The sequence below is a fragment of the Massilia sp. CCM 8734 genome (assembly GCF_011682155.1).
Classification (GTDB): Bacteria; Pseudomonadota; Gammaproteobacteria; order Burkholderiales; family Burkholderiaceae_D; genus Telluria_A; species Telluria_A rubra.
The window spans coordinates 21,699-46,118 of sequence record NZ_WHJI01000029.1; the positions used below are offsets into that span (position 1 = coordinate 21,699).

The following is a 24,420-nucleotide window of genomic DNA, read 5'->3' on the forward strand; positions in this document are numbered from 1 at the left end:
GTCAGTTATCCGTTCTGTTTATAGCTCAAATACAAACAAGGGGTGATTCATGGCAAGTATCGTCAAGCACAGGAAAGTCAACATCGTCGTGCTCGGGCCGGATGAGCCGATCGGCGAGCACTGCAAGCCGGGCGACATCGCCATCTCGGCCGCCGCCGACGGCTGGTGGACCAGTTTCATCGGCGACGATGGCGCCATCGACAGTTACGACATTCCCTACCCAAGCTACCAGGAAGCCTTGTGGGCGGCCAAGGCGGCGGCCGAGTTTGGCGTGTGAAGCGGCGCCGACGCCGCTTTGTTGCAAGCCGACTGCTGCGACAGGCAAGAAACCAACGGTAACGAATAGCTGTTAACGTGCTCTGCTTTGTGCATGACAGAAAATGTTCTACGATAGCAAGCATGCGTAGACTGCCATTCCTGACCATTTCCATCGCATGCGCCGGCTTGTTGCATGCAGCCGGCGCGCGCGCGGAAGTGGAGCAGTTGTCCCTGCTCGATTTTTCGCTGGAGCAGCTCTCGGACATCGTGGTCAGTTCGGTGTCGCGCCAGCCGGCACGCCTGGCCGACGCCCCCATTTCGCTGTACGTGATCGCCGGCAGCGATATCGAGCGCGCCGGCGCGCGCAGCCTGCCCGAGGCGCTGCGCCTGGCGCCCAACCTGCAGGTGGCGCGCAGCGACGGCGGCAATTACGCGATCACCGCGCGCGGCTTTTCCAGCACCATCGAAAACAAACTGCTGGTGCTGATCGACGGGCGCAGCGTGTATTCGCCCCTGTTTTCCGGCGTGTTCTGGGACTCCCAGGATGTGGTGATGGAAGACATCGAGCGTATTGAAGTCATCAGCGGTCCGGGCGCGACCATCTGGGGTGCCAACGCGGTCAACGGCGTGATCAACATCATCACGCGCAACGCCGCCGGCAGCCAGGGCGCGCTGCTGTCGATGGACGCCGGCCGCCGCGAGCGCGGCGCCACCGTGCGCCAGGGTGGCCGGCTCGACGACGGCGGCGCGTACCGCGTGTACGCCAAGGCCATCGACATCGACGATTACCCGGATGCGCCCGGCGTGGAGGCGCCCGGCGGCGGCATGGAGCGCCGCCAGGCCGGCTTTCGCAGCGACTGGAAACACGCCAGCGTCAGCGCCGACCTGTACCGCACCAGCGTATACCGGCGCGGCGGGGCCGAGATGCGTGGCAGCGGCGCCAATCTGCTGGGACGGGCCAGCGGCGCCCTGGGCGATGGCGGCGACTGGCGCGTCCAGGCCTCGCTCGACCATACCGAACGGGTGCAGGACGGCACCGGCGCCCAGCGCCTCGACACCATCGACCTCGAATTCCAGCACGGCACCCTCCTGGGCCGGCGCCACAACGTGCTGTGGGGCGGTGGCTACCGGCATGCCTGGGACCGGGTCAAGGGCGGCACCGTGCTGGAATTTTTCCCCGCGGACAAGGATCTGCGCTGGGCGAATGTGTTCGCGCAGGATAAGATAGAACTGAGCAGTACCCTGCGGATGAGCATTGGAGTGAAACTGGAACACAATACGTACACCGGCATGGAAACGCTGCCCAGCATGCGCATGGCCTGGAACGCCAGTCCCACCAGCGTGGTGTGGGCGGCCCTCTCGCGCAATGTGCGCGCGCCGTCGCGCTTCGACCGCGATTTCTACCTGCGCAACGCCAGCGGCGGCTACAGCGTCGCCGGCGGACCGGCGTTTGTCGCCGAAACGGTGCGCGTGGCCGAAATCGGCTACCGCGCCCAGCCGCTGCCCAGCCTGTCGTATTCGCTGACCGCCTACGTCGGCGCGTACGACCGCCTGCGCACCCTGGAGCCGCGCCCGTCCGCCCAGGGCGCCCAGTTCGCCAACCTGGGCGAAGCCAACACGCGCGGCCTGGAATTCTGGAGCCGCTGGCAGGCCGCGCCGCGCTGGCGCCTGGTGGCCGGCCTGGTGCTGCAGGATATCGACGCCAGCGCCGACCCGGCCAGCGACGACAGATCGGCCGCGTTCGGCGTGGCCACCAACGACCCGGGCAGCTACTGGTCGCTGCGCTCCTCGCACGAACTGTCCGACACGCTGCAGGCCGAACTGGCGCTGCGCCGGGTCGGCCAATTGCCGCAGCCGATGGTGCCGGCCTACTACGAACTCGACGTGCGCATGGCCTGGCAGCCGCGCCCGCGCCTGGAGCTGGCGCTGTCGGGCCGGAACCTGTTGCATGCCTCGCACGCCGAGTTCGGCGCGCCGGCCACGCGCCGCATGATCGAGCGCGCCGTGTCGCTCCAGCTGAGCGCGCGGTTTTGAGCGCGCTGTTCGCCATGCCGCCCCGCGCCTCGAGCACCCCGCGCCGCCCGCCGCCGCGCCTGGCCGCATGCGCCATGCCGCTGCTGCTGGGACTGGCCATGGCGCTGGCGCTGCCCGCGCCGCTGGTGCGCGCGGCGCTGCCGGCCGGCGGCGCCGTGCTGCCCGAACGCAGCATCAAGGCCGCGTTCCTGTATAAGTTCCTGGGCTACGCCGAGTTTCCGGCCTCGGCCTTTGCCGACGCGAACGCGCCGCTGGTGATCGGCGTGGCCGGCGCCGACGAGCTGGCGGCCGACCTGGCGCGCATCGTCGCCGGACGCGCGGTGCAGGGCAGGGCGGTGCTGGTGCGCCCGCTGCGCGAGCACGATCCGCTGGCCGGGGTGCACCTGCTGTTCATCGGCGGCGACGATCCGGCGCGCCTGCGCACGGCGCTGCGCGCGATCGGCGCCATGCCGACCCTGGTCGTGACCGAATCGCAACAAGGACTGCAACAAGGCAGTGTCATTAACTTCAGGATCGTCGAAGAGCGCGTGCGCTTCGATGTCTCGCTGGAAGCGGCCGACCGGAACAGCGTCAAGCTCAGTTCGCGCCTGCTGACAGTGGCCAATCACGTTCACAAGGGAGCACCGTGATGCAACACGACAGCGGCTCCGTCCGTAGCAAACTCATCCTCATGGCCGTCTCGACCACCTTCGTGGCCCTGCTGGCGGCCTCGATCGCCATGCTGCTGTACGACCTGCGCACCTTCCAGCAATACTGGGTCGACGACCTGATGACCCAGGCCGACATCATCGCCAGCGTCAGCGCCCCGGCGCTGGCCTTCAACGATGCCAGGAGCGCGCAGCAAAACCTGGCTGTGCTGCGGGTGCGCCCGCAAATCCTGTCGGCCGCGGTCTACACCAGCGCCGGGGTGCGCTTCGCGTCCTACACCCAGGGCTCGCTCGAGCCCTCGTATCCGGTCAAGCCGGGGCGGCCCGGCTACACCATCGACCATGGCGAGCTGGTGGTGTACCACAACATTGTCGACAATGGCGAAGTGCTCGGCACGGTGTACCTGCGCGCGCGCTTCGGCCTGGTCGAGCGCCTGCTCAACTACGCGGCCATCCTCGGCATCGTGCTCCTGGTCTCGCTGGTGATCGCGGCGCTGGTGGCGTCCCGCCTGCAGCAGGGCATCACACGGCCGCTGCTGGCGGTGACCAACGTGGCGCGCGAAGTGATGCAGCGGCGCGACTTCAGCCTGCGCGTGCCGGGCAATAACAGCGGCGAAATCGGGGTGCTGGTGGCGGCCTTTAACGACATGCTGGCCGAAATCGGGCGCCGCGCGCACGCGCTGCAGGAAGCGAACCTGACCCTGGAGCACGAAATGCAGGTGCGCCACCGCGCCGAGGAAGCGCTGCTGGTGGCCGACCGCCGCAAGGACGAGTTCCTGGCCACCCTGGCGCACGAGTTGCGCAATCCGCTCGCGCCGATCCGCACCGGGCTCGACATCCTGCGCATCCGCAGCGGCGACGCCCAGGCCACCCAGCGCGCCACCGACATCATGGAACGCCAGCTGCGCCAGATGGTGCGGCTGGTGGACGACCTGCTGGACGTGTCGCGCATCAATACCGGCAAGTTCGCCATCAAGATGGGCCGCGTCGAGTTGAAAGCCGTGGTCAACGATGCGCTGGAAGTGGTGCGCTCGTACATCGAGCTGCACGGCCACGAACTGGCGATCGACCTGCCGGACCGGCCGGTGTTCCTGCATGGCGACGCCACGCGCCTGGCGCAGATTTTATCGAACCTGCTCAACAATGCGGCCAAATATACCAACCGTGGGGGGCGGGTCGCCCTGAGCGCGCGCGTGGAAGAGCGCGACCTGATCATCCAGGTGGCCGACAACGGCATCGGCATCGCGCCCGACATGCTCAATCATGTGTTCGAAATGTTCGTGCAGGTCGACTCGACCCTGGAGCGCACCAATGCCGGCCTGGGCGTGGGCCTGTCGCTGGCGCGCCGCCTGGTCGAGCTGCATGGCGGCAATATCGAAGCGCACAGCGCCGGCATCAACCGCGGCAGCGAATTCATCGTGCGCCTGCCGATCGTGGTCGAGCCCGAAATGCCGACCAAGACCAGCCCGGCCGCTTTTATGACCTCGGAAACTTACCGGATTTTGCTGGCCGACGACAATGTGGATTTTGTCAACAGCATCGGCGCCTTGCTCTCGGCCATGGGGCACAGCGTGGTGATCACCCACAACGGACCCGATGCGCTGACGGCGGCGGCGCGCTTTTGCCCCGATTATGCGTTTCTCGACATCGGCCTGCCGCAGATGTCGGGCTACGACCTGGCGCGCGGGATCCGGCGCCTGTCGTGCGGCCAGATGACCTTGCTGATCGCGGTGACCGGCTGGGGCCAGGAAAAGGATCGCCAGCTGGCGTTCGAGGCCGGCTTCGACCATCACATGGTCAAGCCGGTGCGCTTCGAGCAGATCGAGGAGATCCTGAGCAACCGCAGCGTGATCAAGAAGGTGCGCAGCTAGTCTCAACGACGCGAAAAGTCTCAAACAAGGAATTATGAGCTTGGGAAAGGCGCTCTTTGAGACACCGCCTGACCGGCAATCCCATGCTCTGAGGCTAGAAATCTTGGCAGAATCCTTTCGACAAGAAGAGGTCGCAGCGACCCTCAGGCGCGCGGAAATCCGCATGATCGACACTCTTGGCGCCGTCATAGGCAAGGCACAAGTTAGTGGAGAAGTTCCAGATGAGATCAGCACCCGTCAAGCGGCCGCGACTATCATCGCCTGCGTTGACGGATTCATGAGCCGTATCGCTTTCACCCCCCAGGCGCAACTCGCAGGCTTTGTCATGCTAATAACGGCAGCCTTGCGGTTACAGCAAAGTTAATCGGACGCTTTGAACACAACTAGCGCCTTTCGGTTGTGCCGGGGGCGAAACGACAGGAAAAAGTATGACACCAACTCGAAAACTCGTCGCTGCGCTGACCTTGGTCTCGGTTCTGCTATTTGCAACTATGGTTCCAGGTGGACCAATCGAGACTAGGAACTTCGCCAATATCGGGGAGGCTTCGGTCATCCTGTTCAATATATTCCTTACGACGCTGGGCATAGGCAGCTTAGCACTCGTCTATTTTGTCCTGAAAGGCGGCCGATGGGTTGCGCATGCCACAGCCATCGCTGGTGTAGGCTTTGCCGTCGTCTACGCTCTCGATCTCCTGAGTATTTTTCCGGTTTCGCTTGATCCGATGCCAAGCCTCTTGCAAAGGCGGGAAATTATTGGAATGATCATCTCGCTGGCACTGATAGGAGCGTCCCTCGCACTGGCACGTGAAAACTCATCAGGGAATGATCCGATAACAATGATGGGCGCAAAGCCAACATTTCTGATTGCCGGTGGAGTGGCAATTCTCATCGGTGTAGGCATCGTCATCTTTGCTAGCTATCATGCAATGCATTGATGAATCCAGTAGATCGCGGTCAGCGCGGGCGAAGCGCGCCACTGACTCGATCCAAGGCAAAAGCGCACGGCGACCCTCGCTGCTGCTCGTTTCAAGCAATATGCCGTGAGCGCAAAACTAAACCGTGGCGAGGAGGGACCGCAGCTTGCCTCGTCGCTGGCAAACGCGGAGTACGCTTGCGGCGGGACGAAAAAAAACGGAAGCCGAAGCTTCCGTTTTTTTTCAGCAAAGCAAATTACGCTTGCTTGACTGCCTTGCGACGACGTGCCAGGAAGCCGAGCACGCCCAGGCCAGCGAGCATCATGCCGTAGGTTTCTGGTTCTGGTACTGGCGCCAGCATCACGGTGCCGCCGAAGCTGCCGGCGGTGCCCGACACCATCTTGCCGCTGACCTGCAGGTAATAGTTACCCAGGCCCAGGCTGTCCGCGCGCAGGCTCCAGATATCCACCGCGCCAGTGCTTTCCTGGGTGCCGGAGGTGATCAGGGTGCCAGTGCTGCTGAACAGGCTCAGGCCGGTGATGTCCATACCGGTCGAGGCGTTGCGGGTGATCGACGACACGATGGCGTCGAAGTCATGCTCCACGCGGGTGACCGAGAAACGGAACTTGTCGGCAAAGGTGTTGCCCTGGTTGTTCAGCAAGAACGAGCTGCCGAAGTTGGCAGTGTTGTCCAGCACAGGCAGCGCCTGTGGGTTGTTGGAAATATCAGCAGCGAATGCCGCCGACGAACCGAGTGATGCGGTTGCCAGGACAGCCGCAGCAATCAGGGATTTCATAAGTTTCATAAATATTACCTCGTAAGAAAAAATCAGCCGTGCAAGACGGCCTGGTTATCAAGAATCGGGGAGCTTCATGCTAGCAAAGGCGCGTTCAACATCGACATTGCGACACACTGTGTGCGCAACACCTCGGCATTCTTGCATCGACAAATTAATTACTCCCCTATAAGTCGATTTTTACATTTTCATAGGGGAGCGCGTCCGATTCTAATGCAAATAAACAAAGATTACCAAGCTGTTGTATTGATTGTAGGTTAATACCTACACAAACGCGCGCCGATCTCCTTGGAAGAGTGCGCTTCTTCGCTTAACGTGCTCGGCTTGGGCTCAAGGTTAAAGTGTAAGAGAGTGTGACACAACAACAAAGTGTTGTTGGAAAAGAAAAAAGGCCTGAAGATTGCTCTTCAGGCCTTTCAACTTACGAATAATGGTGCGGCTGGCAGGAATTGAACCCACGACCCCTTGGTTCGTAGCCAAGTACTCTATCCAACTGAGCTACAGCCGCGAAAGACAAGATTATAGCAATGATTTCGCGAATGTCAAAGTTACCTGAGTAAAAAATTTCGCCGGCCTGTGCCGTCCCGCCCGCGCCTCGATGTCGACGCCGCTTGACCCGGATCGCCAGCCAGTGCTAATTTACTAACGGCTTCATTCACCCACCGCTTCAGCACAGGAACAACACCATGACCAGCCCTGATTCTTCGGTCGATTTCGACCTCACGCGCGTGTTCGACGCGCCGCGCGCACTTGTATTCAAGACCATGACCGAGACCGAGCACCTGCGCAACTGGTGGGGGCCGCAAGGCTGCGCCATCGAGGTGATCAGCCACGAGGCGCGGCCGGGCGGCGTATTTCACTATTGCATGCGCTTCGGTCCCGGCGTGGAAATGTACGGCCGCTTCGATTATCGCGAGATCGCGGCGCCCGGGCGCCTGGTGTTCGTCAACGGCTTCGCCGACGCCGAAGGCAATCGCATTGCTTATGCCATGAGTCCGACGTGGCCGCTGGAAGTGCTCAACACGGTCACCTTGACGGAAGCTGACGGCAAGACCACGCTGACGCTGGTGTCCACGCCGCTGGACGCCAGCGACGTCGAGCTCGAAACCTTCAAGTCCGGCCACGCCTCCATGCAGCAGGGATTCGGCGGCATGTACGACGTCTACGAACAATACCTGGCCACCGTGCGCGCGGCGCAAGCTTGACCCACCTGGCATCGACCGTTAGCAATCATGAAAAAACTGTTCATTTTCCTGCTGGCCGGCATCACCGACGCGGCGCTGGCCGCACCGGTCACTTACCAGATCGACCCCACCCACACCTTTCCCAGTTTCGAAGCCGACCACATGGGTGTCTCGGTCTGGCGCGGCAAATTCAACAGCAATTCGGGCAAGGTGACGCTCGACAAGGCGGCCGGCTACGGCATGGTCGATATCACGATCGACCCGGCCAGCGTGGACTTCGGCCATGACGTCCTCAATAAGTGGGCGGCCGGACCGGACCTGTTTGATGTCGCCAGGTTCGGCGTGGCGCGCTACAAGGGCAAGCTGACCGGTTTCAGGGAGGGCGCCCCGACCCAGCTGCAAGGCGAGCTGACCCTGCATGGCGTGACCAGGCCGGTCAACCTGCAGATCAAGAGCTTCAAGTGCATCCCGCACCCGATGCTCAAGCGCGAGCTGTGCGGGGCGGACGCCTACGGCAGTATCAAGCGCGATGACTTCGGCCTGACCGCCGGCAAGGAATACGGCTTCAAGATGGATGTGGACCTGCGCATCCAGGTCGAAGCCGTGGCCGATTAAGAGCCGATATAGGCTCTAAGCCTGCAGGGCAGGGTAGTCGGTGTAGCCGTCGTCGTTAGCGCCGTAGAACTTGTCGGGACGGGCCGCGTTGAGCGGCGCGTCGAGCTGCAGGCGGCGCGGCAGGTCGGGATTGGCGATGAACCAGATGCCGAAGGCCACCGCGTCGGCTTCACCGCTGGCCACCAGCGCTTCGGCGCTGTCCTTGGTCAGCTTTTCGTTGGCGATGTACACGCCGCCGAATTGCTGCTTCAGGTATGGGCCGAGGCGGCCTTCGCCCTGCGACTCGCGCGCGCAGATGAAGGCGATGCCGCGCTTGCCCAGTTCGCGCGCCACGTAGCCGAAGGTCGCCTTCGGATCGGAGTCGCCCATGTCATGCGCATCGCGCCGTGGCGCCAGGTGCATGCCGACTTTGCCCGCGCCCCAGACGTCGATGCAGGCGTCGGTCACTTCGAGCATCAGGCGGGCGCGGTTTTCGACCGAACCGCCGTAGTTGTCGGTGCGCTTGTTGGTGCCGTCTTGCAGGAACTGGTCGAGCAGGTAGCCGTTGGCGCCGTGGATTTCCACGCCGTCGAAGCCGGCCAGCTTCGCGTTCTCGGCGCCTTTGCGGTAGGCCGCCACGATGCCCGGGATTTCGTCAATGTCCAGCGCGCGCGGCACAGGATACTCGCGCATCGGGCGCAGCAGGCTCACGTGCCCCTTGGCCGCGATCGCGCTTGGCGCCACCGGCGCGTCGCCGCCCAGCAGGTCCGGGTCGGAGATGCGGCCCACGTGCCACAGTTGCAGCATGATCTTGCCGCCGGCCTTGTGCACGGCCCCGGTCACCAGTTTCCAGCCTTCGACCTGGGCGTCGGACCAGATGCCCGGCGTGTCGGCGTAGCCCACGCCCTGCGGCGTGACCGAGGTCGCTTCGCTCAGGATCAGGCCGGCGGAGGCGCGCTGCACGTAGTACTCGGCCATGAGCGCGTTCGGCACGCGCTCGCCGCCGATGGCGCGGGCGCGCGTCAGCGGCGCCATGATGATGCGGTTTTGCAGCGTCAGATCGCCAATGGTGATCGGGTCGAATAATGTACTCATGCTTGACTCCTAAAGTCCCTCGTTCATATGGTCGAGGAAAGCCTTGATGGTTTCCTCGTTACGCTTGTAATAGATCCACTGGCCAACCTTGTGCCCGGTGATGAGCCCGGCGCGCTGCAGCGCCGCCAGGTGGGCCGAGACGGTCGATTGCGCCAGTCCCGTGCGGGCGTCGATCAGGCCGGCGCACACGCCGACCTCAAGGTTGTGTTCCTGATGCGCGAAATGGACACGCGGTTCCTTGAGCCAGCCAAGAATCTGGCGGCGCATCGGGTTGGCCAAAGCCTTGTGAATGGCGTCGATTTGCATATCGGGTTTTTCCGAATCTAATATCGTCATATTACGATATATAAAAAGATCCTGCTTGCAAGTGAGCAAAACCGGGGAGGGGAGCTGCCACCGTATGCGCCCGAAAGCTGGCGCGGGTGGCGGCGAAACAGGGCCGATGCCTACAGATCGTCGTTGATCTGGTCGAGGAAGGCCTTGATGGCTTCGTCGTTGCGCTTGTAATAGATCCACTGGCCGACCTTGCGCGAGCTGATCAGCCCGGCGCGTTGCAGCGCCGCCAGATGGGCCGACACGGTCGATTGCGCCAGCCCCGTGCGCGCGTCGATCAGGCCGGCGCACACACCGACATCGAGGTTATGTTCCTGGTGCGCGAAATGCACGCGCGGCTCCTTGAGCCAGGCAAGGATCTGGCGCCGCACCGGATTGGCCAGCGCCTTGTGAATGGCGTCGACCGGCGAATCAGCTGTGTTGGAGTCGGACGTCGTCATCGGTCTCAGTGCGACAGCAAGTACAAGGCCAGTGCGATCGCCGCCGGCACGGTCTGGATGAACAGGATGGTTTTCTTGACCGTCAGCGCGCCCCACACGCCGGCCACCATGATGCAGGCCAGGCCGTACACGACGAACGCGCGCGCCACCTCGGGCTGGGGATGGAGCAGGCCGACCGCCAGCGCCGCCACCAGGAAGCCATTGTAGCAACCCTGGTTGGACATGGCCGGCGCCATGATCTCGGCTTTTTCCGCTGTCAGGCCGAACACGCGCCGCCCGCGCGTCTTGAACAGCACCGTTTCGAGCAGGACGAAGTAGACGTGCGCCAGCAGGATCAAACCGATCAGCACTTGTGCGGCAATGGCCATTCATGGCTCCTTGGTATGGATTGTGGGAAGCGTAGTGTAACCGGGCGCAAGCCGCATGGCGACTGGCTGGAGGCGGGAAGTTGGCAGAAGAACTACTTGTTAATGTTATAATAATGTTCCCCGGTGTCTGCTGCGCCGATCGACCGCTTCCAGGCTTTGATGACCACCCATTTCTCCATCCCGGCCACCGGGGACGGCATTGCGCGCATGTCGAGGCGGCCGTCCTTGATGGCCGGCCTGGCCACGGCTGCTCGGCAGCCTGGCGGCCCAACAGCCGTCCTACAAGGCCGCGTACCACGCCGCCGCATTGATCGACTGACCTGATGAACAACAAGCATACCCCGCTGGGGCCCGTGAGCGACTACCCGACCATTACCATCAGCGAGTTCATCGCGCATTTTCCGCATGTGGAGACCAACGAGGAAGGCGCCGGGGACGGCGACTACACCTTCAGCGACTACTACGCGTCCGATAGCATCATCCTGCTTACCGGCGATGTCTTCATTTCGCAGGAGCGCTTGAAGGATCTGCACGAGCACTTTCATCTCAAGCTGGCGGTGGACGGCAATCTGCATGTCGACGGCGCGCCCGCCAACCTGTTTTATGTCAGCGGCGACGTGTTTTGCACCACTGTCGATCTGGCCCGCTTCGACTTGCACGAACCGGTCGGCGGCGCCATCACCGCCACCGACTGCGCATGGCTGATCGGCGAAGAGCCGGTCATGGTGCTCGATCCGCCCCTGGTGCGGCTGGAGACGCCGTATCTGTTCGCGTGCTGGTACCGGGTCGGCCAGATGGCGCTCTCGCCCTCCACGGTGCTGTTCATCTGCGGCGAGTGGTGGTACTCGGGCGTCTTTGCCGACCCGTGCGCGGTCTTCATCGGCGCCCCGATGGTGTTCATCCTCGACCAGCGCTTCCTGTGGCCGTTCGAGCACGCGACGGTCAACGAGCCTCAGTGGCGCAAGGGCGAGATCGAAAGCGCCCTGCGCGCGGGCGAGGGCATCCTGCGGAAGGACGTGTCGATGGCCAGTGTCCCGTTCGCGCAGGGCGCCGCCGACGCCATCCTGCTGGGCGACTACCGCAATGCCTATCTGCTGTACAAGCAGGCGGCGGCGCTGTCGCCGGGCGACTACACGGCGTGGTGCGGCATGGCCGACGCCCTGTTTTCGCAAGGTGCGTTCGCCCAGGCCTTGCCCTTGTACCAGCAAGCGAGCGCGCTGTTCCCGGACAACCAGACTGGCATGGTCAACGAGGCTGCGCAAAACGCGGCGCTGTGCGCGGTGCGCTGCGGCGATGCCGCAACGGCGGTGCGCATGGCCACGCTGGCGATCGGGCACGCCACCACGCTGCGGGAGGACCCGTCGGAGCTCTCGTTTGCGTACGAACTGCGCGCCGAGGCTTATCTGCAAATGAACCAGCTGGCGCTGGCCCAGGCCGATCTCACGCACGCACTGGCGATCGACCCTGGCACCGGCTACGGCAACTGGCTGATGGGCGCCCTGCATTACCGCCGCGACGAACCTGCCCTGGCGGCCGCGTGCCAGGGCAGGGCGGTGGCGGTCAATCCCGCCTTTGCCGCGCCGTACGCCAGCCACGCGGGGATCGACTTCCTGTATTCGCCCCAGGTTCATGTCGACTGGACCGGCGAGCCTGGAAGCGCCGGCGTGGCGCCGCTGCGCGACGAAGCATTCTGGGGCGTGTATCTGCGCTACCAGGATCCCAATTGCATCGCCCGCGTGCCGGTGGAGCTGCGCACGCCGGCCCTGTGCATGGCTGTTCTGGAGCAGTATTCGTGGGGCCCGAACGTCAGCTTCACCCAGTATTTTCCCGACGCGGCGTTCACGCGCGAGATAGCCGAAAACATGGTGCGGCGCTGCCCCTCCAACATCGCCGATGTTCCCGCGCGCCTGGTCGACGCCGCGCTGCTCGATCTGGTGGCGAACTCCGAGCGTGGCCTGCGCCTGTCCCATCTGCCGCCTCACATGATCGACCATGCCGTCTGCCTGCGCGCCGTCATGGCCGGCGAAGATCTCGCCCAGGTGCCGCCCGAGCTGCAGGGCGACGACATGCGCGCGGCCGCCGTTCTGCACATTGGCGCCAGCGCCAGCGAATTGCCTGCATGGGCCACCAGGCCCATGCTGCGGCTGGCCGTGGCGACCTACAAAAAGGCGCTCGACAGCATCCCGTGTTTTGCCTTCGACCGCGACCTGTACGAACTGGCGCAGGCCACCTGGGGCTTTGATGCGGACTGGCCCGCGATCGTGGCCAGGCACGGGCAAGCCGCCTGCCTGGACAACAATTTCTGGACCGGGGCGGCCAGCAGATGCTGGCGCGTGTTCTGGGACGAAGCGTTCATCCTGCGGCAAATGGCGCGCACCGACGGCGCCGACCTCGAGCCCAAACATATTGCGCCCGAATGCATGACGCGCAAGGTGGCCGAGGCTTGCCTTGCGCAGCATCCGGACTGCCTGGCGTACATCCCCGCCATCTGGATTTCGCAGTCCGCCTGCGAACGCTTCATCGCGGCCTACCCGAAGCGCCTGGGCAGCGTGCCGGTCGCCATGCGCAGCGCCAGCGTATGCGCCGCCGCCATGGAGGCGGCGCCCGGTCAGCTGGCGCTGGTGCCGCTTTCGCTGCGCAGCGTGGAGTTTTGCGTCGCCGCCGTGCGCGACGAACCGGCTTGCGCCGACGAGGTGCCGAATGCCCTGGCGTGCGCCGTCTTCACTGTTCTGCTCGAGCAGCACGGCGACGAGCTCTATCGCGACTGGCTGACCATGTACCGTGCCAACGGCGCCTTGTGCGCCGAGCCACCCGATATCGACCTGGCGCTGGCCGACTTTCACACCGTCGCCGAGGCCCCGGCCAGCGAGGACTTCGACGGCGACAACGTGCCCGAGGCGCAGTGGATGATCGGCTATTGCCATCATCTGCGCGGCATGCATGCCGAGGCGGTGCTGTGGCGCGAGAAGTCGGGGATTGACGACAACTACGACGAGACGAGCTTCGATGAACCGCTAGCGCCGTGCGACGCCGACACGCGCCCGGCCGACCGCGACGTGGCGCTCTCTCCCCCGGCGGCGCCGGACCAGGCGATCCGGCGCATCACCAGCTTCGACGGCTTCGAGCGCCTGTCACTCGATCAATTCCAGGAGCGCCTCCCCGATGCCTGCGTCGGCGAGCGGCGCGATCCGCAGGAACCGCGCAGTTCGTGCAGCACCGACAACGGCGCTTGCTGGCCCGACAGCGATGCGCTGCTCCTGTTCCTGCCCGGCGATGTCATGATCGACGACGCCCTCTTGCAGCACGCCGCCGACGACAGCTGGACCCACATTGCGGTCGAAGGCGACCTGTATCTGGACGGACGCGACGCCGGCGTGCGCGACGCGCGCGGCATCGACCGGGTGTATTTTGTCGGCGGCGACCTGCACGCGCGCTCGGTCGGCCTGACCCGCATCCCCAGCAATGCGGTGGCGGGGCGCATCGTCACCGACTGCGCCTGGCTGGAGGCCGAGGACGACTGCGCGATGCGCACCGCCCCCGAACTGCGCCTCGCTGCCGGTTTCCTGTTTGTCTGGTTCTACACTGTCAACGACATGACGATCAGCCCGGACACCGTCATCTTCATCCTGGGCAGCGACGATTACTGCGACGACCTGGGCCTGTCCAATCCCGCCTTCCAGTGGCATGAAGATATTTACGTGCTGGCCGAACCGTTCGTCCGCATCGTCGAGGAAGAGCGGAGCGACGCCAACGGCTGGGTCGACACGGCGATCGAACAGGCGCTGGCGCGCGGTGAATCGATTCTTTGCCATGGTGTCGACATGGCCTGCTACCCGTATCACCGCGCCGCGCAAGCGCAGGCCGGCGCGCGCGAGCATCGCAGCGCCTATTTGCTGCATAAAAAATCGGCCGCCATCTCGCCCGGCTTCTACCCATCCTGGCTCGGCATGGGCAACGCCCTGTTCGCCGCGGGAGCGTACGGGCAGGCGCTGGACATGTTCATCCAGGCGGGCACGCGCTTCCCGTCCGAACAGATTGCCATCGACAATCGGGGATTCGACCTGGCCTCGCTCAGTGCCTTGTACCTGGGCCGGTTCGATGATGCGATCGCGTGGGCTACCCTCTCGATCGCCCATAACGAGGACGCCGAGGACGGCGATGAGGCCCACGGATACGCCTACCGCTGCCGTGGCGAAGCGCACCTGCAGGCTGGCAGCCTCGATCTGGCGTTCGCCGACCTGCAACAGGCGCTCAAGCGCGACCGCTACGACTGGGCCTCGCACTGGCTGATGGGGCTCGTGCACTACCAGCGCGGCGAACATGAGCGGGCGCGCTTCTTGCACGGAGCCGCGGCGCGCGGCGCGCACCATTTCGCGCCGTATTACGATACCCGCAGCGGCACGGCGTTTCTGTTTCATGCTCCGTGCCAGGTTGACTGGGACCAGGTTCCGCTCGACACAGTGCAGCTTCCCCCGACGCCGGACCACGACCAGTAAACGAGGTGACCGGAGACACTGAAAGACCAGGCCTGCCGGGACGACTCCATGCGCAAGCAGCCGCGCAATCTGTCCATGGCCGGCAGCGTGCCGGTGCAGTTCCGCATGGCCGCAATGTGCGAATGACTGATGGCGCAATGTAGCGAGAACGCCAGCTTCGCCAGGTTCATCCCGGAGCAGGCGTTCACGCGCGCCCTGGTCGAAGCGGCGCTGGCGCGATCGGCCGCGCTGCTCGGGCACAGGCGCCCTGGCGGTGGTATACTTCAGCGACCTTTTTCTCCGGCGGGGACGACCCTGCCACTGACGGAGCCAGGCTTGGACGACCTTGCCAATCAAGGAGTTTGTCATGGCATGGATCTATTTGTTCGTTGCGGGTTTGCTGGAAGTCGGCTGGGCCGTCGGCCTGAAATACACACAGGGCTTCACGCGCCTGGTTCCCTCGGTACTGACCCTGGCTGCCATGTCCGGCAGCGTGGGCTTGCTCGGCCTTGCGCTGCGTAACCTGCCGCTGGGGACCGCCTATGCCATCTGGACCGGTATCGGCACGGTTGGCACGGCGATCTTCGGCATGCTGGTGCTGGGCGAACCGGCTGGCGCCATGCGCCTTGGCTGCATCGCCCTGATCGTCGCCGGCATCCTCGGGCTCAAGCTGCTCTCGCCGGGCTGATTCGCGCTCCATCGCCACACTGGCGCTTGTGCCAATTTCGCCGTGGCGCCGCCGTCGTCGCACAAGACAAGCGCGCCATCGCGGCGTATGCTGGTGACATGAAAACGATCTCCATCATCGACTCCCATACCGGCGGCGAACCGACCCGCCTGATCATCGACGGCGGCCCGGACCTGGGCGGCGGGCCGCTGGCCGAACGGCGCGAGCGCTTCCGGCGCGACTTCGACCATGTGCGCTCGGCCGTCGTGTGCGAGCCGCGCGGCTCCGATGTGCTGGTCGGCGCGCTGCTGTGCGAGCCGTTCGCGCCCGACTGCGTGGCCGGCGTCATTTTCTTCAATAACGTGGCCTACCTCGGCATGTGCGGGCACGGCATGATCGGCGTGGTGGTCTCGCTCGCGTTCATGGGGCGCATCGGGCCCGGACGGCACCGCATCGATACGCCGGTCGGCGTAATCGAGGCGCAGTTGCATGACGACGGATCGGTCACCATCGACAACGTGGCCTCGTACCGCACGCGCCACGCGGTCACGCTGCAGGTGCCGGGCGCCGGTCCGGTCACGGGCGACGTGGCCTGGGGCGGCAACTGGTTTTTCCTGGTCTCCGGCCACGGCCTGGCGCTGCGGCGCACCAACGTCGACGCACTCACCGCCTACTGCGTGGCGCTGCGCGATGCGTTGGAGGCGAATGGCGTCAGCGGCGACGACGGCGCCCTGATCGATCATATCGAATTGTTCGCGGAGTCAAACACGGGGGCCGACAGCCAGAGTTTCGTCCTCTGTCCCGGCAAGGCCTACGACCGTTCGCCCTGCGGCACCGGCACCAGCGCCAAGCTGGCGTGCCTGGCGGCCGACGGCAAGCTGGCCGAACACGCCCAGTGGCGCCAGGAGAGCATCATCGGCAGCGTGTTCGAGGCCTCCTACCGTTACGACGGCGAGCGCATCATGCCCAGCATTCGCGGCAAGGCCTGGGTCAACGCCACGGCGCAGCTGCTGTTCGACGAGAGCGACCCGTTCGTGTGGGGCATTCGCTGAGCCGCACCGGCGCTTACTCGGTAAAGCGCTCGAAGTCGGTGTTGGCGCGCGTCAGGTAGTACCACTCCGAGTTCGGCCCCGCGTTCACATCGGGGAACAGGATCTTGCCGTCGAATTCGGCCAGCACCGGCGTGCCGTCGGCGCGCGTGCCGATGCACTCGCCCGTGGACACCGGGTCGAAACTGGCCCACACACGGCTGAACTGGTCGCCCGCGTCGAGCTTGTCGTGCACCGCCACCATCGACAGCGCTTCCATCTGGTCGAGCGCGATCGGTTCGGGCTGCGGCGCGTCGATCAGGCCGAGGAAGGTCAGCGTATTGACGATGGCGCGGTAGGCCACGCCTGGCGCGGCCGGGTCGAGGTGCTGGCCGCATTCGAGCGTGAGCGCATAGCCGCCGGTGCTGCGCATGTATTCGGTGGTGCCCATCCCGTAGCGAAGCACCAGGTCCAGGGTCGAGGCGTCGCCGCTTTTCAGGCGCCGTTGCACGCCCTGGCCGTAGGTCGCCAGCCAGCCGTCGACAAAACGGCGCACCCCCAGGCGGCGCGCCAGCGCGCGTTCCTGTTCGGCGTGGCGAAACGGTTGCAGGGCGCCGTCGTTGTTGCGCGGGCCGACCATGACGAAGGGCTGGCTTCGCGCATTGAAGGAGTGCAGGTCGAGCAAGACGTCATGCTGGGCGAGCAGGGGGCACAGCCAGTTGGCGACCCGGTCTTCGAAGTCCCCCGGCTGCGGGTTGGGGAACAGGTTGCGGTTCAGGTTGCGCTCGCCCGAGCGCTGGTTCAGCGCGTAGGCGAGGGGATTGGTCACCGGGACGAAGGTCACGCTGCCGGCCGCCACATGCAGCGCGCCGCTGTCGATTTCTTCCATCACGCGCAGGATCGCCTTGGTGCCGCAGGTTTCGTTGCCATGCACGGCGCCGGTGACGATCAGGCGCGGGCCGGCGCTGGTGCCGGTGTAATTGATCGATTTGAACTGCAGCTCGCGTGCGGTGGTCATGGTCTGGAGTGGGCCTGTTGATTGGTGATTGTCTATTCTAGCGGACATTACTGGCGCCTGCCGACGCCCCGTGGCATCATCTGGCGCATGAAAATTCCCGCCTCCACAGAGCGCATCGAAGGTCTCGACACCCTGCGCGCGCTGGCAGTCACCCTGGTCGTGCTGCACCACTACGTGCTGTTCGTCAGCCGCGCCGATACCTTTGGCTGGGTGGGGAAAATCGGCTGGATCGGGGTGGACCTGTTTTTCGCCCTGTCCGGTTACCTGATCGGCAACCAGATCTTCGCCGCCATGCGCTCGCCGCGCGATTTTTCGCTGGCGCGCTTCTACGGCCGGCGCGCCCTGCGTACGCTGCCGGTGTTCTACGTGATGCTGGCAATTTACTATTCTTCGCCGTGGTTTCGGGCCGGTCTCGAACTGCCGCCGCTGTGGCGCTTCCTGACCTTCACGCAAAACATCAACCTGGCGCCGGGCACCGCGTTTTCGCACGCCTGGTCGCTGTGCATCGAGGAGCAGTTCTACCTGGTGCTGCCGGCGCTCGCCCTGGCGATCGCCTCGCTGCGCGCTTCCCTGCGCTGGGGCTGGGCCGCCATCGCGGCCGTCATCGTGGCCGGCATGCTGGTACGCGCCTATACCTGGCAGGAGCTGGTCGTTGATCATCCGCACGGCTCGCGCAACTATTATCAGTACATCTATTACTCGACCCTGTGCCGCTTCGACGAACTGGTGGCCGGCGTGGCGCTGGCGCTGCTGAAAAATTTTCATCCACGCCAGTGGCGCACCTTGACCTCAAGCGGCAACCTGGCCTGCGGCGCCGGCATGGCGGTCATTGGCCTGGCGATCTGGCTGTTCCTGGACGAGCGCCAGGGCTTCGGCGTGACGGTGTTCGGCTATCCGCTGCTGGCGCTGGGCTTTTCGCTGCTGATCGTGGCGGCACTGGGCCGCAAGTCGCTGCTGCGCTCGACGCGTGTGCCCGGTGCGGCCAGCATGGCGCTATGGTCGTATGCGATCTACCTGACGCACAAGCAGGTATGCATCCTGGCCGCCACGCCGCTCAGGGAACACGGCTACGGCGCCGGCTCGCCGGTGGCCATCGGCGCCATGCTGGCGCTGTCGGTGTTGTCGGGCTGGGTGCTGTACCGCTGCGTCGAACGGCCATTCATGGCAGTGCGCGGGCGCTACCTGCCGACCAACTTCAAGCCGCTTTGACGCGGCACGGCGTCGATCACGCCGAATGCGGCGGCACTGTCGCCCAGGAAGTCGAGCACGGCGCGCGGCTCGCCCTCGTTCACTTCAATCGCGGCGCGCAGGCCGGGCAGCGCATCCTTGGTGTACGGGCTGCGGTAGGCACTGATCAGCAGTGCGACCAGGTCGAGCGGCTGGCCGCCGTGCTGCACGCGGCTGCCAATCATGCCCAATATGACGCGTTGCATGTCGGGCGTGGGGTTGGCGATGTGCGAGAAAATCATCGGCGTATTGGCGATTTTTTCGCACACGGCGCGCTCGATCTGGTCCGGCTTGAGGTCGGACGCGATGTCGAAATGCGCGCCGCTCCAGTGGGTACGCGCGTGGACGTGCCCCGGAGGGAAGGAGTCGAGGGTGTCGAAGCCGCATACACGGCTCACGTAGGCCAGGGCCTGGGTCAGGATTGGGAACATGCCTCCAGTGTAGCGCAAGATGTTCTCCTTGTGGTTGCGGGGGCCTGGTGCCTCAGGCGCCGAAGCGACCGGCCCGGAAGTCCTCGACCGCCTGGAATACCTCGGCCTGGGTATTCATCACGAACGGGCCATACTGGGCGATTGGTTCGTTCAAGGGGCGCCCGGCGATCAGGATCAGGCGACTGTCCTGGGCGGCCATGATGCGCACGCCGTCGGCCTGCGCCGAATTGGCCAGGATCGCCATGCGGCCCGCCGGCACCGGTTTTTCGCCAACCAGCACCTGGCCTCGGAATATGTACATAAATGCGTTGTGCCCCGGCGGCAGCACCTGTTCGAAGCTGGCGTTGGCCGGCAGGTTGACATCGAGGTACAGCGGCTCGGTGCCTTCGCGCTGCACCGCGCCTTGCACGCCGTGGCTGGCGCCGGCGATCACTTGCACCGTTACCCCCGCCCCGGTGGTGAAGCGGGGGATCTCGGTGTTCGGAATGTCGCGGTACCATGGGGCGGTCATCTTGTCCTTGGCCGGCAGGTTAAGCCACAGCTGGAAGCCTTCCATCATGCCGTCGCTCTGTTCCGGCATCTCGGAGTGGGCCACGCCGCGCCCGGCCGTCATCCACTGCACGCCGCCATCGGTGATCAGGCCTTCGTTGCCGGCGCTGTCGCGGTGGCGCATGCTGCCGGCGATCATGTACGAAATCGTCTCGAAGCCCCGGTGCGGGTGTTCGGGGAAGCCGGCGATATAGTCGCCCGGCTTGTCGCTGCCGAAGGCGTCGAGCATCAAAAACGGGTCCAGGCGACGCTGCAACGATTCGGTGAGCACGCGGTTGATCCTGACGCCAGCGCCGTCCATCACGAACTGGCCGCCCACCAGGCGCTCGACGGCGCGCGGTGTGTGTACGATGTTCAATTCTTGTGTCATTTTTCTCTCCTGCGTTTTTACTGTGATGCGGCGTCGTCCCGGGTAAATCAGGCTACTGCGGCTTCGATCTCGGCGTTCGCTTCGGCCTGCGCCTTGACGACCGCTTCCGGACCCATGGCCATGCCTTCCGAGTACACGAACGTGACATCGGTCATGCCGAGGAAACCGAGCAGCATTTTCAGGTGCGGGGTTTGGGTGTCGTTCGGGGTGTCGCGGTACATGCCGCCACGGGCGAACGCCACGTACACTTTTTTGCCGGTCAGTTTGCCGACCGGGCCGGTGGCGGTGTAGGCGAAGGTGACGCCGGCGCGGGCAATCGCATCGAACCAGCCTTTGAGCTGCACCGAGCTGCCGAAGTTGTACATCGGGGCGCCGATGACGATGGTGTCGGCGGCCTGCGCCTGGGCGATCAGGGCGTCATCCAAGGCCACGCGGGCCGCTTGTTCCGGCGTGCGCTGGTCGGCTGGCGTGAACAGCGCGCCCAGGGTTGGCTCGTCGAGCGCCGGATGCGGGTTGCTGGCCAGGTCGCGGCGGGTCAGTTGCGCGCCGGGGTTGGCCGCTTGCAGCTTGGCGACGATGGCGTCGGCCATGCGGGTGGACTCGGAACCGGTCGAACGGGCGCTGGAATTGATTTGCAAGATGTTCATTTTATTTCCTTTTTCTACGTTGAACTGCGATGGTGTTACTTTACGCGTCCCATAATCAATGCGGAAGTCTGTAAAATGGATATCATTATTCAGCCAGTGGGACAATCAAATGGATGTGGAACCGAATGACCTGCTCTTGTTCGCACGGATTGTGGAGGCGGGCAGCTTCAGCCAGGCCGCGCTGCGGGTCGACTTGCCCAAGTCGACCGTCTCGCGCCGCATCGCGCTGCTGGAAGCGAAACTGGGCGAGCGCTTGCTGCAGCGGACCACGCGCAAGCTGATGCTCACCGAGTTCGGCGCCAGCCTGCTCGATCACGCGCGCAAGGTGGTCGAAGAAGTCGAGGCGGCGGGCGCGCTGGTGCAGCACCGCCAGCAAGCCCCGCGCGGGCGGCTGCGCATTTCGATGCCGGCCGATTTCGCCAGCCTTGGCATGACCCAGGTCATGACGCACTTCATGGCGCAGTACCCGGCCATTACCCTGGAGCTGGACCTGTCGCCGCGCCGGGTCGACCTGGTGAGCGAAAATTTCGACATCGCGATCCGCATGGGCGACCTGCCGGACGACGCCTCGCTCAACGCGCGCCGCGTGGCGCTCGAACAAATGGCGCTGTACGCGGCGCCGTCGTACCTGGCGCTGCGCGGTTTGCCGGAGCATCCGGACGACCTGCTCAAGCACGACCTGCTGTGCCTTTTGAGTCGCGGGGGCGGGCCGTCGCCATGGCGCCTCACGCGCGGCAAGACCGTGTGGGAGCGCGATTTGCCCGGCCGGCTGACCGCCAATTCGCCCGACCTGCTCACGCGCGTGGCGTGCGCCGGAGCGGGGATTGCGGCCAGTTCCGACCTGTTTGCCGCGCCCTGCGTGGCCAAGGGAGAGCTGGTGCGCGTGCTGCCCGAGTGGGACTTGCCGCAGGTGACCGGGTGGGCCGTGTTCCCCGGCCGGCGCCTGATGCCGGCCAAGACCCGCGCCTTCCTCGACATGATGGAAGGGCTGTGCTGCACCGAAGCGCGCAAGCGCATGGGGATGGTCTAGTGTCCTGAGTTAGAAATTCGTTGAATAAATATGGCGATAATCGCGCCGATACCGCGTCACAAATGCTCGCCAGGCGCTTGCCTGTCTGCGCTTTGTTCCTTGTCTCAGCACGATTTCGCCATATTTATAATCAACGAATTTCCAACTCAGGACACTAGGGCGAATTTTCCGCTCGGATACGCTGGAGCGGGGAATCGAAGATAATAGGTCCCCCGTGGCGCCGCTCTCGTGTGCGCCCTGGCCTTGACATTACCCGAACGACTATATAAGAGGACATTCCATGCTGCTTGAAAAACTCCACTGGCGCTACGCCACCAAAAAATTCGACGCCACCAAAGTCGTATCGGAAGACAAAGTCGACCGCATTCTGGAAGCCGTGCGCCTGGCGCCGACGTCGAGCGGGCTGCAGCCGTTCGAGCTGATCGTGATCAGCAACCCGGAGCTGCGCGAAAAAATGCGTCCGATCGCCTCGAACCAGGGCCAGGTGGCCGATGGCTCGCACATGGTGGTCTTCGCGGCGTGGGACAACTACACCGAAGAACGCATCAACGCCATGTTCGACCTGGTGAACGAAGAGCGCGGCATGGTCAACGAAGGCTGGGAGAACTACCGCAAGTTCATCCTGTCGATCTATCCGCAGCGCGACCCGAAGGTCAACTTCGAACACGCCGCGCGCCAGGCCTACATTGGCCTGGGCATCGGCCTGACGGCGGCCGCTTTCGAGCAGGTCGACGCGACCCCGATGGAAGGCTTCAATCCCGACCAGCTCGACGAATTGCTCGGCCTGCGCGCACGTGGCTTGCGTTCGGTGGCGATCATGGCGCTCGGTTATCGCGAAGCCGAAGGCGACTGGTTGGTCAACCTGAAAAAAGTGCGTCGCCCGAGCGACGAGTTCATTACCCGGATGGCGTGAGCGACACCGGCTTCATAGCCGATTTCTTAGGATGTCCGGCGCCAGGGCGCCGGCTCCTTCAAGCTACGCTGACGGCTTTTCCGCCAGCCGCTTGTTCATCCGCTCCAGCACCGGCACGATCTTGCCGCCCACCTTGATCTGCGGGTTCGAATAGCCGTCGTCCTTGCCGGCTGCGGTTTCGCGTTGCAGGATGATCTTGCGCGAGGCGGCATGGGCCTCGGTGAACGAGCGCGTGGTGGTGCGCAGCTGTTCGTCGTACATGGCGCGGCCGAAGAACGTCAGCGGCGACTTTTTGCCGCAGCCGTAGGACGTATGGTCGGCGTCCGACGCCGTCATCACCAGGGTGCCGTCGGCCGCCAGCGGCGCGATCCAGTTGCCGGCGAAGCAGGCCGAAATCGACAGCACCCGGTAACGGATGCCGGCCGCATCGAGCCACGCCTTCAGGTCCGGCGGCATCACCGGTTCCACATCGATCGGCCAGAAATTGGCCGCCAGTTCGCCGTCCGACGCCCCGTGCGAGGTCATATGGATGAACAGCACATCTTCGTCGCGGTCCATGATGGCGCCAATGCCTTCGATGGCGCGCTGCAGGTTCAACGGCGTGGCCCACGGCAGTTCTTCGGCCGTCTTGCGGTGGTTGATCAGTTGCAGGCCGCGGCCGGCGGCGTCGAAGCGCCTGGCCATCACGTCGGCCACCATGGTGCTCTCGCGCCGGAACACTTCTTCGCCCTGGTAGGGTGCGAAGGTGATCGTGTACATGTCGATCACGCCCGGACGCTGCGGCTTGAGCGCGTCGAGCTGCTCGTCCAGCAGGGGCAGCTGCGCTTCCATCATTTCCTGGCTGACCATGAACGGCTCTTCTTCGGGCGCCTCGGGTTGGGGCGCGGCGCGCCAGGCCATTGGCGTGGGGGCAAGGTGGTACTCCAGCACAGAGGTCAGCATCACCACGGCAATGGCGACAATGGCCCGCAGCGACGCAAGCGGGCGGGCGGCGCGCAGCAGCAACGCCAGCCTTGCAAGCACGCTCCACAGCATCGGTACGCTCCAGACGATCCATTGCGCCCAGAGGCTGGTGTCGCCGACAAGGCCTGTACGAACCAGGGAAACATGCAGAGCGAAGATCAACAGCAAGAAAATGTTCGACTGCGCGATCACCAAGGTGAACAAGTGGGCCGCACCGGGCGCGCTGTGGGCGCTGCGGCTGACGCGCGGATCGGGTTGGATCAGGTAGCACAGCCATGCGGTCAGCAGGGCGCCGAACCAGCCGGCCAGCAAGGCGCGCCACAGGAAGATGGCCTCGCCCTCGATCGACAATCGCTGGAACAGCATGCCCAGGCCGTATTGGATCAGCACCTGGCACGCCATCTGCCATGGCGACGCCGCCAGCCGTTGCCAGCGTGGCGCCAGGAACAGGGACGAACGCGCAGCTTCGACGAGCCAGTCCCACGCCACCAACACGCTTGGCCGCGGCGCGCTCTGCGCGTGCGCTACCGGCGCACTGGTAATGTCATCGACCACCTCGCTCATGCCG

At 64.6% G+C, this 24,420-nt stretch carries 24 protein-coding genes and 1 tRNA gene; 14 read left to right on the top strand and 11 right to left on the bottom strand.

Annotated elements, in window-relative coordinates:
- The first annotated feature begins 49 nt into the window (after positions 1-49).
- From F2P46_RS23440 to F2P46_RS23465, 6 genes are all read left to right on the top strand, one after another.
- Positions 50-277, top strand: coding sequence for a hypothetical protein (locus F2P46_RS23440; RefSeq protein ID WP_166894712.1), 228 nt, complete (start codon positions 50-52; stop codon positions 275-277).
- Between the two features lie 122 nt (positions 278-399).
- Positions 400-2,292: a TonB-dependent receptor gene (locus tag F2P46_RS23445; RefSeq protein ID WP_166894714.1), complete on the top strand. Its 1,893-nt coding sequence runs from the start codon at positions 400-402 to the stop codon at positions 2,290-2,292.
- Complete coding sequence (locus F2P46_RS23450) at positions 2,289-2,921, top strand: YfiR family protein (protein ID WP_166894716.1); 633 nt, start codon at positions 2,289-2,291, stop codon at positions 2,919-2,921. Before F2P46_RS23445 ends, F2P46_RS23450 begins: the two co-directional genes overlap by 4 nt.
- A complete protein-coding gene (locus F2P46_RS23455; RefSeq protein ID WP_166894718.1) occupies positions 2,921-4,810 on the top strand; it encodes an ATP-binding protein in 1,890 nt (629 codons plus the stop codon). Before F2P46_RS23450 ends, F2P46_RS23455 begins: the two co-directional genes overlap by 1 nt.
- A 34-nt stretch (positions 4,811-4,844) precedes the next feature.
- Positions 4,845-5,174 carry a TetR family transcriptional regulator C-terminal domain-containing protein gene (locus F2P46_RS23460; protein ID WP_229509426.1) on the top strand — a complete coding sequence of 110 codons (330 nt, stop codon included), beginning with the start codon at positions 4,845-4,847 and terminating at the stop codon, positions 5,172-5,174.
- Positions 5,175-5,238: 64 nt separating this feature from the next.
- Positions 5,239-5,745 (top strand): hypothetical protein, encoded by a 507-nt coding sequence (locus F2P46_RS23465; protein ID WP_166894722.1) that lies wholly within the window; start codon positions 5,239-5,241, stop codon positions 5,743-5,745.
- 235 nt (positions 5,746-5,980) lie between these two features.
- On the opposite strand, the gene F2P46_RS23470 is transcribed toward F2P46_RS23465, so the two are convergent.
- Complete coding sequence (locus F2P46_RS23470) at positions 5,981-6,520, bottom strand: FxDxF family PEP-CTERM protein (RefSeq protein ID WP_229509427.1); 540 nt, start codon at positions 6,518-6,520, stop codon at positions 5,981-5,983.
- Positions 6,521-6,951: 431 nt separating this feature from the next.
- Positions 6,952-7,028 (bottom strand) — tRNA-Arg (locus F2P46_RS23475).
- Positions 7,029-7,206: 178 nt separating this feature from the next.
- Here F2P46_RS23475 and F2P46_RS23480 point away from each other — a divergent pair.
- Positions 7,207-7,725, top strand: coding sequence for an SRPBCC domain-containing protein (locus tag F2P46_RS23480; RefSeq protein ID WP_166894726.1), 519 nt, complete (start codon positions 7,207-7,209; stop codon positions 7,723-7,725).
- Positions 7,726-7,752: 27 nt separating this feature from the next.
- Positions 7,753-8,319, top strand: coding sequence for a YceI family protein (locus tag F2P46_RS23485; protein ID WP_166894728.1), 567 nt, complete (start codon positions 7,753-7,755; stop codon positions 8,317-8,319).
- Positions 8,320-8,334: 15 nt separating this feature from the next.
- Here F2P46_RS23485 and F2P46_RS23490 read toward each other — a convergent pair whose 3' ends face one another.
- The 4 genes from F2P46_RS23490 to F2P46_RS23505 form a co-directional block, all read right to left on the bottom strand.
- Positions 8,335-9,393, bottom strand: coding sequence for an alkene reductase (locus F2P46_RS23490; RefSeq protein ID WP_166894730.1), 1,059 nt, complete (start codon positions 9,391-9,393; stop codon positions 8,335-8,337).
- Between the two features lie 9 nt (positions 9,394-9,402).
- Positions 9,403-9,699: a helix-turn-helix transcriptional regulator gene (locus F2P46_RS23495; protein ID WP_166894732.1), complete on the bottom strand. Its 297-nt coding sequence runs from the start codon at positions 9,697-9,699 to the stop codon at positions 9,403-9,405.
- Between the two features lie 140 nt (positions 9,700-9,839).
- Positions 9,840-10,166, bottom strand: a complete 327-nt coding sequence (locus F2P46_RS23500) for a helix-turn-helix transcriptional regulator (protein WP_166894734.1) — start codon at positions 10,164-10,166, stop codon at positions 9,840-9,842.
- 5 nt (positions 10,167-10,171) lie between these two features.
- Positions 10,172-10,534, bottom strand: coding sequence for a DUF1304 domain-containing protein (locus tag F2P46_RS23505; RefSeq protein WP_166894736.1), 363 nt, complete (start codon positions 10,532-10,534; stop codon positions 10,172-10,174).
- Positions 10,535-10,857: 323 nt separating this feature from the next.
- Here F2P46_RS23505 and F2P46_RS23510 point away from each other — a divergent pair, with 323 nt between their 5' ends.
- The 3 genes from F2P46_RS23510 to F2P46_RS23520 all read left to right on the top strand — a co-directional run bounded on the left by F2P46_RS23510 (position 10,858) and on the right by F2P46_RS23520 (position 16,728).
- A complete protein-coding gene (locus tag F2P46_RS23510; RefSeq protein WP_166894738.1) occupies positions 10,858-15,030 on the top strand; it encodes a tetratricopeptide repeat protein in 4,173 nt (1,390 codons plus the stop codon).
- A gap of 346 nt (positions 15,031-15,376) precedes the next feature.
- Positions 15,377-15,697: a quaternary ammonium compound efflux SMR transporter SugE gene (gene sugE / locus F2P46_RS23515; RefSeq protein ID WP_166894740.1), complete on the top strand. Its 321-nt coding sequence runs from the start codon at positions 15,377-15,379 to the stop codon at positions 15,695-15,697.
- A 98-nt stretch (positions 15,698-15,795) separates the two neighbouring features.
- On the top strand, positions 15,796-16,728 hold the full coding sequence (locus tag F2P46_RS23520) for a 4-hydroxyproline epimerase (RefSeq protein WP_166894742.1): 933 nt from the start codon (positions 15,796-15,798) through the stop codon (positions 16,726-16,728).
- Positions 16,729-16,741: 13 nt separating this feature from the next.
- Here the strand turns inward: F2P46_RS23520 and F2P46_RS23525 are convergent, their stop codons facing one another.
- On the bottom strand, positions 16,742-17,722 hold the full coding sequence (locus F2P46_RS23525; protein ID WP_166894744.1) for a succinylglutamate desuccinylase/aspartoacylase family protein: 981 nt from the start codon (positions 17,720-17,722) through the stop codon (positions 16,742-16,744).
- An 87-nt stretch (positions 17,723-17,809) separates the two neighbouring features.
- On the opposite strand from F2P46_RS23525, the gene F2P46_RS23530 reads away from it, so the two are divergent.
- Positions 17,810-18,931, top strand: coding sequence for an acyltransferase (locus tag F2P46_RS23530; protein ID WP_166894746.1), 1,122 nt, complete (start codon positions 17,810-17,812; stop codon positions 18,929-18,931).
- Here F2P46_RS23530 and F2P46_RS23535 read toward each other — a convergent pair.
- From F2P46_RS23535 to F2P46_RS23545, 3 genes are read right to left on the bottom strand one after another with little or no spacing between them, the layout of a single operon-like run.
- The gene (locus F2P46_RS23535) at positions 18,901-19,398 is read right to left on the bottom strand and encodes a hypothetical protein (RefSeq protein WP_229509428.1); all 498 of its coding nucleotides are present in this window, start codon (positions 19,396-19,398) and stop codon (positions 18,901-18,903) included. The two genes, F2P46_RS23530 and F2P46_RS23535, sit on opposite strands and share 31 nt — an antisense overlap.
- 34 nt (positions 19,399-19,432) lie before the next feature.
- A complete protein-coding gene (locus F2P46_RS23540) occupies positions 19,433-20,299 on the bottom strand; it encodes a pirin family protein (RefSeq protein WP_166894748.1) in 867 nt (288 codons plus the stop codon).
- Positions 20,300-20,346: 47 nt separating this feature from the next.
- Entirely contained in the window at positions 20,347-20,946 is a 600-nt protein-coding gene (locus F2P46_RS23545) for an NAD(P)H-dependent oxidoreductase (protein ID WP_166894750.1), read from the bottom strand.
- Positions 20,947-21,055: 109 nt separating this feature from the next.
- On the opposite strand from F2P46_RS23545, the gene F2P46_RS23550 reads away from it, so the two are divergent.
- Both F2P46_RS23550 and F2P46_RS23555 read left to right on the top strand, forming a co-directional pair.
- Positions 21,056-21,976: a LysR family transcriptional regulator gene (locus F2P46_RS23550; protein WP_166894752.1), complete on the top strand. Its 921-nt coding sequence runs from the start codon at positions 21,056-21,058 to the stop codon at positions 21,974-21,976.
- A 280-nt stretch (positions 21,977-22,256) separates the two neighbouring features.
- Entirely contained in the window at positions 22,257-22,889 is a 633-nt protein-coding gene (locus tag F2P46_RS23555) for an NAD(P)H-dependent oxidoreductase (RefSeq protein WP_166894754.1), read from the top strand.
- A 63-nt stretch (positions 22,890-22,952) separates the two neighbouring features.
- On the opposite strand, the gene F2P46_RS23560 is transcribed toward F2P46_RS23555, so the two are convergent.
- Entirely contained in the window at positions 22,953-24,416 is a 1,464-nt protein-coding gene (locus tag F2P46_RS23560; protein WP_166894756.1) for a C13 family peptidase, read from the bottom strand.
- Between the last annotated feature and the right edge of the window lie 4 nt (positions 24,417-24,420).